The following is an 11,404-nucleotide window of genomic DNA, read 5'->3' on the forward strand; positions in this document are numbered from 1 at the left end:
CGTCTGTCAGTTTCAGGCGACGTCCACGCCGCCGAGCTCCATCTCGGCAACAGCGTCATCAAGGTCCTCGGCGATGCCGGCGGTCAGGTGCCGCAGGACAGTCACGGAGTAGCCTGCCTGGACCGCGTCCAGCGCGGTCGCCATAACGCAGTAGTCAGTGGCGATTCCCACCACCACAACGTCTTCCACGTCGTGGCTCTGCAGCCAATCATCCAGGCCGATGGCATCATCGGCCGGCGCGTAGGCATCTGCGTCCGAGGGCAGGGCGCCGGGCTGCCGTTCGCCGGTGGGCACGGCGTCCTCTGGAGCCAGCAGGCCCTCGAACCCCGAGTATGCCGCGGCAAACTGGCCCTTCTGGAAATAGGCCTGGATGTATTCGGTGTCCAGATCGGGGTGGAGTTCCGCGCCACGGGTGCCGGCGACACAGTGCGGGGGCCAGCTGTCCTTGAAATCGGGGGTTTCGGAGAAATGCGGACCGGGATCGATGTGCCAGTCCTGGGTGGCCACGATGTGGTCGAATTCTGCATGGTGGGCCTCGACGTACTCGCTGATCGCTCCGGCGACGTCAGCACCGCCGGCTACTGCGAGCGAACCGCCCTCGCAGAAGTCGTTCTGCACATCGACAATGATCAGGGCGCGGGACATCAGTTCTCCTCGTAGACAGTGGGAATGGCTGCTTCTCCACGTTGCAGGCGGTTGACCACGGACGGCAGTTCGGCCATGGTGTCCGCGTGCCGCTGGCGGGCACGGATGACGCCCTCGTGGCCGGTCCAGCCCGGAAGCAACTCGCCGTTCTTCACAAACTGCTGGAGCAGGGGCCGGTCATTGCCGTCGTCTTCGGGACGGTGGCCGATGCCTACGATCTCCTGGGTGGCGATGCCGCGCTCGTTGAGCTTGCGCAGCGCATACTTGCGCCCGCCCATACTGGTTTTGTTCTTCGCTGCCTTGGCCACGGAGACGAAGTTGCCGGCGTCGTCCGTGCGGCTGACCAGCTTGTAGACCATGCTCGCCGTGGGGGCGCCGGAACCGGTGACCAGGGAGGTGCCGACCCCGTAGGAGTCGACCGGGGCGGACTGCAGCGCCGCGATGGCGAACTCATCCAGGTCCGAGGTGACCATGATCCGTGTTTGCTCGTTGCCCAGCTCATCCAGCAGTTGGCGCACCCACGAGGCCTGGGCCACCAGGTCGCCGGAGTCCAGGCGCACCCCGCCCAGCTTGGGCCCTGCCAACTCGACGGCGGCACGGACTGCAGCTTCGACGTCGTACGTATCCACCAGCAGCGAGGTGCCCACCCCCAGTGAGGCGATCTGCGCCTCGAAGGCTTCCCGCTCAGTGTCGTGCAGGAGGGTGAACGAATGCGCGGCGGTGCCAACGGTCTTGATGCCGTAGCGGATGCCTGCCTCGAGGTTGGAGGTGCTGTGGAACCCGGCGATCACGGCGGCGCGGGCGGCCGCAACGGCTGACTCTTCATGCGTACGCCGGGAGCCCATCTCGATGCACGGCCGGTTGCCGGCCGCCGTGATCATGCGGGACGCCGCAGACGCGATGGCGCTGTCATGGTTCAGGACGGAGAGGAGGTAGGTCTCCAGCATGCAGGCTTCGGCGAAGGTGGACTCCACAATGAGGATGGGGGAGTTGGGGAAATACGCCTCACCCTCCGGGTAGCCCCAGATGTCACCGGTGAAGCCGTAATTCGCCAGGTAATCGAGGGTGTCCTGGTTCACCACGCCGGTGCGGCCCAGGAAGTCGAGCTCCTCTGCACCGAAGCGGAAATCGGCCAGGCCTTCCAGCAGCCGGCCAGTGCCGGCCACAATCCCGTACCGGCGGCCGTCCGGAAGCCGCCGTGCAAAAGCCTCGAACACGGACCGCCGGTGTGCAGCGCCGGAGTGCAGCGACGCCTGAAGCATGGTCAGCTCGTAGTGGTCTGTGTACAAGGACGCGCGGGGATGGTCCCAGCCGGCAGGATTACTCACGAAATTCACTCTAGTCCCCGCCAGCTCCCACGTCTCGCTCCGCTTCGCCGCGGGGCCCTCGCCAGCGTGGGCCCGTCCTCCCCATAGAATGGACAGATGACCTTAAGCGTTGCGCTCGGCCCTGATACTCAGGAGGGCACCCGGACCGGGACAGAGGCGTCCACAGACTCCCTGACCGCCCCGGACATCCCCTGGAACCTGGTGATCTGGAACGATCCCGTCAACCTGATGAGCTATGTCAGCTATGTATTCCAGAGCTACTTCGGCTATTCCGAGACCAAGGCCAACAAGCTCATGATGGAGGTCCATAAAAAGGGCCGGTCCATCGTTGCCCACGGCAGCAAGGAACAGGTTGAACGCCATGCGGTGGCCATGCACGGCTTCGGGCTGTGGGCCACTGTGGAGAAGGCGACCGGAGGTCCGGGCGGCAACTCCAGAAACTCGGGAAAATCCGGCGGGTCCGGGCAGGGCAAGGGGAAACGTGGCTAAGGCATTCAAATACGGGCTCAAGGGCATCACCGGGTTTCTCGAACCCGCCGAGCGTGAACTGCTCCGCAGCCTGATCGACGACGTGATCTCCATGCTTGAGCCGGCCGAAAACCCCAGTGAGGATCCCCTGGTTGCCCTGATCGGGCTGGACATGGACGTCCAGGTCCCCACGGACCGTGCGGTCAGGCGGCTCCTGCCGGATGTCATGAAGAACGACGACGGCGCGTCCCTTGAATTCCGCCAACTCACCGAGCGTTCGCTGCGGGAAACCAAGATCGGGGCTCTCCGCGCCGCTGCGCTGGATCTGGACAAGGATGAGATTGTCCTGACCGCCGAGGGTGCCAGGCATTGGTCGATGGCCCTGAACGATGTCCGCCTGGTGCTGGCGGAGCGGCTGGACATCCGGGATGAGGCAGACGCGGAGCACGTGCACCTCATGCAGGACTGGTCCCAGGCCGAGGACGTGGAAAGCTACCTGGCCCTCGTGTACAACTTCACCACGTGGCTGCAGGAGTCCCTGGTCCAGGCCATGCTCCAGTCCTTGGATTCGCGCCCCTGAACAGCTGTCCTGCCGCCCGCTGAACCACGGGTCTGGTCCGCAGTGTGACAAATTCGACATGAGTGCAGCGCCACAATGTGATGGCTGAGGCCGCAGGGAAGACCTATCCTCGAATAATCATGACAACAGCCTCGAGCATGGACCCGGCAGCGACAGCAGCGGGGGAGTCCACAGCCGGCAACAGCGCCGGCCTGGTGGGATCCCGCCCTATTGGCGTCTTTGATTCGGGCGTCGGCGGACTGACTGTGGCGCGGTCCATCATCGACCAGCTTCCCAACGAGTCCATCCTCTACGTCGGCGATACCGCCAACGGGCCGTACGGGCCGCTGCCCATCGCCGAAGTCAGGGCGAATGCCCTCGGAGTAATGGACGAACTGGTGGACTCCGGCGTGAAGCTGCTCACCATCGCCTGCAACTCGGCGTCGGCCGCTGTGCTCCGAGACGCCCGCGAGCGGTACACAGCCAAGTACGGCATTCCCGTCATCGAAGTGATCCAGCCGGCGGTCCGCCGGGCGGTCGCGGCGACCCGCAGCGGCCGGATCGGTGTCATCGGAACCTCGGCGACCGTGGGCTCCCGCGCCTACGAGGACACGTTCGCAGCCGCACCCGACCTGGCGATCACCTCGGTGGCCTGCCCCCGGTTCGTCAGTTTCGTGGAGGCCGGCATTACCACCGGTCCGGAACTGCTCGCCGTCGCAGAGGAATACCTGGCCCCGCTGAAAGCGGCGGGCGTGGACACGGTGGTCCTCGGCTGCACGCACTACCCGTTGCTGACCGGTGTGATCTCCTTTGTGATGGGGGACAACGTGACGCTGGTATCCAGTGCCGAGGAAACAGCCAAGGACGTGTACCGGGCATTGGTCACCCACGACCTGCAGCGCACCAGCGAAGCATCGCCGGAGCATCATTTCATTGCCACCGGAGACGCCGCCCAGTTTGAGACGCTGGCCCGCAGGTTCCTGGGCCCTGAAGTCCTGTCCGTCGAACACGTGGACCACGTGGCTGCCCAGTACCCCACCGGAAGCCTGGCCCGCATCACACCGGAGATGATCGAAGCAGCGCAGCGCGCCAGTGCCCGTTCCGGCACGTCCGGGCAGCGGATTTCCAACTTCGTGGGTGCCCGCCGGGCCGGAGGTCCTGCCCTGTGAAACTGACCATCGTAGGCTGTACCGGTTCCTTTCCGGGCCCCGGCTCCCCGGCGTCGTGCTACCTTCTGACCGCCAACGACGGCGAGCGGACGTGGAAGATCGTGATGGATCTCGGCTCCGGAGCCCTCGGCGCCATCCAGCGGTACACCGACCTCGAGGACATCGACGCGATCTTCCTGACCCACCTGCACCCTGACCACTGCATGGACCTCTGCGGCCTGCATGTGGCGGTCCGCTGGAAGCCGGGCGGCTGGGGACGCGGCCGGATCCCGGTGTGGGGTCCCGCCGCCACCGCCGACCGGATGGCCACGGCCTACGGGCTGGACCTTGACCCCGGCATGCATGAAGAATTCGACTTCACCAACTGGACCGAACGCAAGCCGGTCAGTGTGGGGCCGTTCACCGTGACGCCCTATGCCGTCAATCATCCTGTCGAAGAGGCGTACGCCCTCCGGGTGGATGTCACCGAGCCGGACAAGGAAGGCAATCCGGTCAGCCGCGTCCTGACGTATTCGGGCGACACCGATTCCTGTGCCGGGCTGGAGGAAGCGGCCCAGGACGCGGACCTGTTCCTCTGTGAGGCGGCGTTCGAGGAAGGCCGCGACGACGGCATCAAGGATGTGCACCTGACCGGAAAGCGCGCGGGGGAGGCCGCCGCCGCTGCCGGGGCGCGAAGGCTCCTGCTCACGCACATTCCCGTGTGGACCTCACCGAGCACTGTGATGGCGGAGGCCCGGCCGGTCTTCCCCGGCGACGTCGCCGTTGCCGTCGCCGGAGTGCATTACACGGTTTAGGGCTGGCCGGTGACAGGGCCGGGTGCGTCGGGCCGACGAGCTGTGAGTCGATAAGCTTGCAGTATGACTTCTGAAGCCACAACTGTCCCTGTAGTGCGTGCCGATGGCCGCGCCCCCGACCAGCTCCGCCCCATCAGCATTACCCGCGGATGGTCCAAGCAGGCAGAGGGATCGGCCCTCATCGAGTTCGGCAACACGCGGGTCCTGTGCACGGCTTCCCTGACCGCCGGTGTGCCGCGCTGGCTCAAGGGCGAAGGCCGCGGCTGGGTGACGGCCGAGTATGCCATGCTTCCGCGCGCCACCAACACCCGCTCTGACCGCGAATCGGTCAAGGGAAAAATCGGCGGCCGTACCCACGAGATCTCCCGCCTGATCGGCCGTTCGCTGCGGTCCATCATTGACACCAAGGCCCTCGGCGAGAACACCATCGTGCTGGACTGCGACGTGCTCCAGGCCGACGGCGGAACCCGTACAGCCGCCATCACCGGCGCCTACGTGGCCCTGGCCGACGCCATCCGCTTCGCCCGCGACAACAAGCTGATCGCCAAGAACGCCCAGCCCCTCGTGGACACCATCGCCGCGGTCTCGGTGGGCATCATCGACGGCGTGCCCATGCTGGACCTGCCCTACGTCGAGGACGTCCGCGCCGAGACCGACATGAACGTTGTGGTCACCGGATCCGGCAAGTTCGTCGAAGTCCAGGGCACCGCCGAAGGCGCTCCCTTCGACCGCGACGAGCTCAACCAGCTGCTCGACCTCGCCCTGCTGGGCACCACCCAGCTGGCGGCGATCCAGCGCGAAACCCTCGCGGACGCCCTGTGAGCGTTGCGGGCCCGGGCAGCTCTCTTCCGGAGAGGACGGTGCAGGACGGCGCGGGTCAGGAGAGCGGAGCAGTGCCGCGGCTCGTCCTCGCGACACATAACAAAGGCAAGCTACGGGAGCTCCGCGAGCTCCTGCGCGGTCAGGTTCCCGGGCTCGACGTCGACACCCAGGTGGTGGATGCCGCGGCGGCGGGAGCCCCGGACGTCGTCGAAACGGGTGTGACCTTCGCAGAAAATTCGCTCCTGAAGGCACGGGCGGTGGCTGCGGCCACGGGCCTGGTGGCCATCGCGGACGACTCGGGACTGGCCGTGGACGTCCTTGGCGGTGCGCCGGGGATTTTCTCGGCCCGCTGGGCCGGGCGGCACGGCGACGACGACGCCAACCTCAGGCTCCTGCTGGACCAGCTCGCCGATGTTCCGGACGGGCATCGAGGGGCGGCATTTGTCTGCGCCGCGGCGCTGGCCGTTCCCGCGGCGGACGGGACCGGACACGAGACCGTGGAGTATGGCCAGCTTGAAGGTGTCCTCCTGCGTGAACCGCGGGGCGAGGGCGGTTTCGGCTACGACCCCGTCCTGCAGCCCGCGGGCGAGGACCGCAGCTGTGCCGAGCTCTCAGCGGAGGAGAAGAACGCCATTAGCCACCGCGGCAAGGCGTTCCGGGCACTCCTGCCGGCCATCGTCGAGGCCCTGGCGCGGCAGTAGAGCCTTACGCCGTTCGTAAACGAGTGAGGGAGCCACACACTATGTGTGGCTCCCTCAGCTGTTTCCGGGAACTGTGCCTGACAGTACTGAGCTAGTCCAGGTTGGTTTTGCGTTCCTCGTGGGGAGCGTGCTCTTCGATGAACTCATCCACCGGATCCGTGCCGAAGCGGGCTGCCTGGCGTTTCGCCGACAGGCCCTTGAGGACCTCGACGCCGATCGGAATCACGGAGATCAGCACGATGGTGATGAAGATGATGTCGATGTTCTCGCCCACCCAGCTGAACTGGCCCAGCCAGGCACCCAGGAGGGTGACGCCGCCGCCCCAGAGGAGCGCGCCGATGACGTTGTAGAGGAAGAATTTGCGCTTGTCCATCTGGGCAACGCCCACGATGACAGGCACGAACGTCCTGATGATGGGGACGAACCGGGCAAGGATCAGCGCCTTGCCGCCGTGCTTCTCGAAGAACGCGTGGGCACTTTCCACGTTCTCACGCTTGAACAGCCGGGATTCAGGTTTGTTGAAGATGGCCGGCCCGGCTTTGGAACCGATCAGATACCCTGTCTGGTTGCCCAGGATGGCGGCCACAATGATCAGCCCGCACATGCCCCACAGGTTGAAGTCAATGGCGCCGGTGGACACCAGCAGGCCGGCGGTGAACAGCATCGAATCGCCGGGCAGGAAAAAGCCCACCAGGAGTCCGGTTTCCGCGAAGACGATGGCGCAGACCAGCAGGACCACCCATGGTCCGAGCGGGGAGTCACGGAGGAAGACATCGGGGTTCAGCCAATCGGGCAGGAACGAGGCCAGCTGTGGCTGGATGGGTCCCGCACCTCCCAGCATGGGCACGGCAAAGTCGCTGATCGCATGAAAGTTCACCTACTCAGGGTACTTGACCGTCCCCTGCCCCCGGGGCTGTCCCGTACCTGCCGGCCGCCGGCGGGCAGGTGATATCCACGACAGGGCCGCCCCAGTGACACGGGAACGGCCCTGTCCGGCGGTAAAGTATGGGCCGTGGGACTGGACTTTACGGCGATCGACTTCGAGACGGCAAACGGCTTCCGGGGATCGCCGTGCGCGGTGGGCCTGACAAAGGTCCGCGGCGGACGCGTGGTGGAGGAAGCCTCCTGGCTGATGCGGCCCCCGGCAAACCACGACCATTTTGAGTACCACAACACCAGGATCCACGGCATCAGATCCGAGGACGTCGCAGGCCGTCCGCGGTTCGGGGAGCTGTTTCCGGAGATCGGGGCCTTCATTGGCGGGGACATCCTGGCAGCCCACAACGCCGCCTTTGACCTTGGCGTGATCCGGTCCGGCCTTGAGGTCTCAGGGCTCGCCGGTCCTGCCTATGAGTACGTCTGCACCGTGATGCTGTCCCGGCGGTGCTACTCGCTGGTGTCTAATTCCTTGCCGTTCGCCGCCGAGGAAGCCGGTGTGCCGCTGGTCAACCACCACGATGCCGCGGAGGACGCCCGAGCCTGCGCCGGCATCCTGATCGACATCGCGGCGCGCAACAATGCCAACAGCATCGCCGAGCTGTACCTCTCCCTGGGCCTCGAGCTGCCCCGGCAGGAATCCTTTGACCCGGCCTATGACGACCTCTCGAAACCCAGCATCGCCGCACTCTCCGGCGCCGCTGCCGGCCGCAGCGGCGCGCCGGTCCGGCCATTCCTCTCCGGCTGGCCGGAGGAAGGCGCCAACCCCTTGCCCAACGCCGACGCCGAGCCGTCCCATCCGCTGTACGGCCAGACTGTGGTCTTCACCGGCGAACTGGCCATGGGCCGTCCGGAGGCAAAGGTGCGCTCGGCCGAGCTGGGTGCCCGGCCGGAGAGCCGCGTGACAGCCCGCACCACCGTGCTTGTGGTGGGCGACGGGTTTGTGGCCTCGGACCTGCGGTCCGGACGGTTGACCGGCAAGGCACGGCGCGTCCTGGAGCTCCATGACCGCGGCCAGCCCATTGAGGTCCTCTCCGAGGGAGAGTTCCTGCAGATGGTGGGCGGCTACGCAGGTGCTGCTGCCGTCTAGGCACGCTGCCTGGTTCATCCGGCGCAACAAATCTTCCCAGCCGTCCGGGCGGCTCCTAGCCTTGCAGGATGAGCAAACCCACGCACGGATCCGGCAGCGGCATCAACTGGCCCGCCGTGTTTGCCTTCCCCAACCCAGTCAATGAATACGCTGCCCGCATCACCGCCGGCCTGGTGGTGCTTTTGGCAGGTGTGACTCTGCTGGCCGGATCCGGGTGGGGACTGGCCCTGATCGCCGGCGGATTCTGGCTGCGGGTACTGTTCGGGCCGCGGATTTCGCCGCTGGCCCTCCTGTCGGTGAAGGTCCTCGCGCCCCGACTGGGCCGCGCCCGCCTCGTGCCCGGGCCGCCGAAGCGTTTTGCGCAGGGCGTGGGCACGGTGGTCTCCACCACGGCACTGATCCTGTTCGCCGCGGGCGCCGCGCCGGCCGCCTGGATTGTCCTCGCGGTCCTCATCGCGGCGGCCTCGCTCGAAGCCTTCGCCGGATTCTGCCTGGGCTGCGTGATCTTCGGCGTCCTGCAGCGCCGCGGCCTGATCCCGGAGGACGTCTGTGAGGCCTGCAACAACGTGGCGCTCAGGCGGTCGTAACACCCGCCAGCAGATCGGCCATGCCGCGGATGACCTCCGGGGCTTCGAGGGCTTCGAGCCATGCTTTGGGCAGGCACGCCTCCCCGTAGTACGCGCCCAGGATGTTTCCCGCGATGGAACCCGTGGAGTCGCTGTCACCGCTGTGGTTCACGGCCAGGGCGATGGCTGCCCGGAAGTGATCTTCGGGAGACGGTGCGGAATCCGCGCCCGGCGCCGTGGCCAGGACGGCATAAAGCCCGACGGCGAACGCTTCCTCGGCGACCCAGCCTTCGCCGAGGTGCCGCACCAGTTCCTCCGGCGAAAGGACGCCTGCGGCTGCGCCGCGGATTGCTGCTTCGAGCCGCTCCGGGAGCTCGGCCGCCACATCCTTCAGGCCGCGCACCTCATCCAGGACCGCCGCCGCCGCGTCCTGCAGGCTGTCGCCGGCCACCAGGCGGTGGATCAGCAGGCTGAAGCCGCCGGCACTTTGCCGGGCGGACGGATGGCCGTGGGTCAGGGCGGCGGCATCGGCACTCAACTTATAGACGGCGTCGGACGCTATATGGGGAATCAGCCCGAACGGGGCGGAGCGCATCACGGTTCCGCAGCCCTTCGACTCCGGGTTGACCGGCCGGAAAACCGTCCCCATTTCGCCGGTGGCCAGTCCGGTGATGCACGCGTTTCCGGGTGCACGGCGGTGCCGCAGGACGTCATTGGTGTCGATCCAGCGCTTCGGCTGCACGGGGGACGACGACGGCACAGGCTCGCCCTGCGTGGCCAGCCAGCGGAGGTAGGCCAGCCAGATGCAGGCGTTCACATCGGCACCCACCCCGTCATTGGCCCACTCCAGCGCCTCCACCAGGCCGTCCACCGTGTACAGCGTCATCTGGGTGTCGTCCGAAAAGTGGCTGCCGGCGCCGAGCATTGCGGGATCGGTCACGCCGGCGGGGCCGAACCGGCTGCGGATTGCCTCAATGGTGTCGAACTCCACCGCGTAGCCCAGCGAGTCACCCAGGGCGCCGCCCAGCAGGCAGCCGTGGATGCGGGACGTCAGCGAGGGCGCGACGGCGCCCGGATCAATGCTCATACCAGCCAATTTACCGTGGCTCGGAGGCGGCACGCGCCGGGTGCCCGCCCGGCCATCCACTAAGCTCGGACTCAGCCAACGCCCAGAATTCCTTGGCAGAATGCAGAGGCCGCCGCGGTTACATCCCGCCGGCCCCCCTCAACACTTTGCGCGCAGCGACGCTCCAACGAACGCGCAGCGACTCCAACGAAAAGGACTGCCCACCATGACCACGCCTGTTCCCGTCCACCATGATTCCGCCTCCGGGCCGGCAGCAGGCAACAGCGCCGGCATCCGGCACGGGCTGGTGTCCAGGCTGTCCGCAGAGGCGTTCGGCAGCCTCTTCATTGTGGTGGCGGGCCTGGGCGTGCCGCTGTTCTCCATTCCCCAGTCAAGCCCCCTGCCGGCCGCACTCGCCGCAGGCCTGGCCGTAACGGCGGCGATGCTGGCTTTCGGTTACGTTTCCGGCGGTCACTTCAACCCCGCCGTGACCGTGGGCCACGCGGTTGCCGGCCGCATCCGCCTGGGGGACGCGGCGGCCTACATCGCCGCGCAGCTGGTGGGCGGCTTGCTGGGTGCCCTGGCACTCTTCGGCATCCTCCGCACCCTGCCGGGCATCCAGGACAGCCGAACGGCTTTCGACACGGTGACCGCCGGCTTCGGTGAGCATTCCATCATCCAGGCGCCCCTGGCCGGCGTGCTCCTGCTCGAGGTGCTCGGCGCGGCCATCCTGGTCGCCGTCTTCCTGGGCACCACCGCCCGCAACAACATGAACAAGGCCGCCGCCGCCCTGTCAGTGGGTCTCGCCGCCGCCGTCCTGCTCCAGCTTGGCCTGTCCGTGGGCAACGCCCCGTTCAACCCGGCCCGCGCAACCGCCTCCGCCGTGTTCAGCTCCAGCTGGTCCCTTGAGCAGCTGTGGCTGTTCTGGGTCGCCCCGATCGTGGGTGCAGCCATTGCCGGGCTCGTCTTCCGCGGCTTCGCCGCCGGTGACGCCCCCGCCGCAGGTTCTGTAGCGGACACCGAAGCTGATGATGCTGCTGACTTTGACGATCTTGACGACATCGAAGGTAGCGGCGACGAAGCGCGCGACGCCAGATTTTCCGACACCGGGGCCCCTGCAGCGGCCGCCGTGCGGGAGCAGGCCCGCCGCGACGAGGCCCGGGAATTCTTCGACGGCAAGCGTGGCTAGGAGCACCGGCGCGGACGCACTGGCGGAACAGGAAGAGGCAGCCTGCCGCGGCGGTTTCCTGCGTTGTCAGT

At 67.0% G+C, this 11,404-nt stretch carries 13 protein-coding genes; 9 read left to right on the forward strand and 4 right to left on the reverse strand.

What is annotated here, in order from left to right:
- Nucleotides 1-12: 12 nt before the first annotated feature.
- Nucleotides 13-645 carry an isochorismatase family protein gene (locus tag GUV69_RS01405; RefSeq protein ID WP_164199064.1) on the reverse strand — a complete coding sequence of 211 codons (633 nt, stop codon included), beginning with the start codon at nucleotides 643-645 and terminating at the stop codon, nucleotides 13-15.
- Entirely contained in the window at nucleotides 645-1,973 is a 1,329-nt protein-coding gene (locus GUV69_RS01410) for a nicotinate phosphoribosyltransferase (protein WP_244292583.1), read from the reverse strand. Before GUV69_RS01410 ends, GUV69_RS01405 begins: the two co-directional genes overlap by 1 nt.
- Nucleotides 1,974-2,069: 96 nt before the next feature.
- On the opposite strand from GUV69_RS01410, the gene clpS reads away from it, so the two are divergent.
- The 6 genes from clpS (at nucleotide 2,070) to rdgB (ending at nucleotide 6,486) form a co-directional block, all read left to right on the forward strand.
- The gene (clpS, locus tag GUV69_RS01415; RefSeq protein ID WP_164199066.1) at nucleotides 2,070-2,462 is read left to right on the forward strand and encodes an ATP-dependent Clp protease adapter ClpS; all 393 of its coding nucleotides are present in this window, start codon (nucleotides 2,070-2,072) and stop codon (nucleotides 2,460-2,462) included.
- Entirely contained in the window at nucleotides 2,455-3,021 is a 567-nt protein-coding gene (locus tag GUV69_RS01420; RefSeq protein ID WP_164199068.1) for a DUF2017 domain-containing protein, read from the forward strand. The genes clpS and GUV69_RS01420 overlap by 8 nt, the downstream gene beginning before the upstream one ends.
- Before the next feature lie 80 nt (nucleotides 3,022-3,101).
- Complete coding sequence (murI, locus tag GUV69_RS01425; protein WP_164199070.1) at nucleotides 3,102-4,169, forward strand: glutamate racemase; 1,068 nt, start codon at nucleotides 3,102-3,104, stop codon at nucleotides 4,167-4,169.
- Entirely contained in the window at nucleotides 4,166-4,963 is a 798-nt protein-coding gene (locus GUV69_RS01430; protein WP_164199072.1) for an MBL fold metallo-hydrolase, read from the forward strand. The genes murI and GUV69_RS01430 overlap by 4 nt, the downstream gene beginning before the upstream one ends.
- 63 nt (nucleotides 4,964-5,026) lie before the next feature.
- A complete protein-coding gene (gene rph / locus GUV69_RS01435; protein WP_164199074.1) occupies nucleotides 5,027-5,785 on the forward strand; it encodes a ribonuclease PH in 759 nt (252 codons plus the stop codon).
- Between the two features lie 71 nt (nucleotides 5,786-5,856).
- Complete coding sequence (gene rdgB / locus GUV69_RS01440) at nucleotides 5,857-6,486, forward strand: RdgB/HAM1 family non-canonical purine NTP pyrophosphatase (RefSeq protein WP_164199076.1); 630 nt, start codon at nucleotides 5,857-5,859, stop codon at nucleotides 6,484-6,486.
- A gap of 91 nt (nucleotides 6,487-6,577) precedes the next feature.
- Here the strand turns inward: rdgB and GUV69_RS01445 are convergent, their stop codons facing one another.
- Entirely contained in the window at nucleotides 6,578-7,348 is a 771-nt protein-coding gene (locus tag GUV69_RS01445; protein WP_280113775.1) for a VTT domain-containing protein, read from the reverse strand.
- Between the two features lie 150 nt (nucleotides 7,349-7,498).
- Between GUV69_RS01445 and GUV69_RS01450 the strand changes: the two genes are divergently transcribed.
- Both GUV69_RS01450 and GUV69_RS01455 read left to right on the forward strand, forming a co-directional pair.
- Nucleotides 7,499-8,512, forward strand: coding sequence for an exonuclease domain-containing protein (locus GUV69_RS01450; RefSeq protein ID WP_164199078.1), 1,014 nt, complete (start codon nucleotides 7,499-7,501; stop codon nucleotides 8,510-8,512).
- A gap of 68 nt (nucleotides 8,513-8,580) precedes the next feature.
- Nucleotides 8,581-9,099, forward strand: coding sequence for a DUF4395 domain-containing protein (locus tag GUV69_RS01455; protein WP_164199080.1), 519 nt, complete (start codon nucleotides 8,581-8,583; stop codon nucleotides 9,097-9,099).
- Here the strand turns inward: GUV69_RS01455 and GUV69_RS01460 are convergent.
- Nucleotides 9,086-10,165 carry an ADP-ribosylglycohydrolase family protein gene (locus tag GUV69_RS01460; protein ID WP_164199082.1) on the reverse strand — a complete coding sequence of 360 codons (1,080 nt, stop codon included), beginning with the start codon at nucleotides 10,163-10,165 and terminating at the stop codon, nucleotides 9,086-9,088. The two genes, GUV69_RS01455 and GUV69_RS01460, sit on opposite strands and share 14 nt — an antisense overlap.
- 205 nt (nucleotides 10,166-10,370) lie before the next feature.
- Between GUV69_RS01460 and GUV69_RS01465 the strand changes: the two genes are divergently transcribed.
- Complete coding sequence (locus GUV69_RS01465) at nucleotides 10,371-11,333, forward strand: MIP/aquaporin family protein (protein WP_164199084.1); 963 nt, start codon at nucleotides 10,371-10,373, stop codon at nucleotides 11,331-11,333.
- Nucleotides 11,334-11,404: the final 71 nt, after the last annotated feature.

Origin of the sequence: [Micrococcus luteus] ATCC 49442, from assembly GCF_010367585.1 — a bacterium.
In the GTDB taxonomy this organism is placed as follows: Bacteria; Actinomycetota; Actinomycetes; order Actinomycetales; family Micrococcaceae; genus Arthrobacter; species Arthrobacter luteus_A.

Coding starts and splice junctions, on each gene's coding strand:
- GUV69_RS01460 (WP_164199082.1), bottom strand. CDS start 10,165: ATGAGCATTGATCCGGGCGCCGTCGCGCCCTCGCTGACGTCCCGCATC.
- murI (WP_164199070.1), top strand. CDS start 3,102: ATGGCTGAGGCCGCAGGGAAGACCTATCCTCGAATAATCATGACAACA.
- GUV69_RS01465 (WP_164199084.1), top strand. CDS start 10,371: ATGACCACGCCTGTTCCCGTCCACCATGATTCCGCCTCCGGGCCGGCA.
- rph (WP_164199074.1), top strand. CDS start 5,027: ATGACTTCTGAAGCCACAACTGTCCCTGTAGTGCGTGCCGATGGCCGC.
- GUV69_RS01455 (WP_164199080.1), top strand. CDS start 8,581: ATGAGCAAACCCACGCACGGATCCGGCAGCGGCATCAACTGGCCCGCC.
- clpS (WP_164199066.1), top strand. CDS start 2,070: ATGACCTTAAGCGTTGCGCTCGGCCCTGATACTCAGGAGGGCACCCGG.
- GUV69_RS01405 (WP_164199064.1), bottom strand. CDS start 645: ATGTCCCGCGCCCTGATCATTGTCGATGTGCAGAACGACTTCTGCGAG.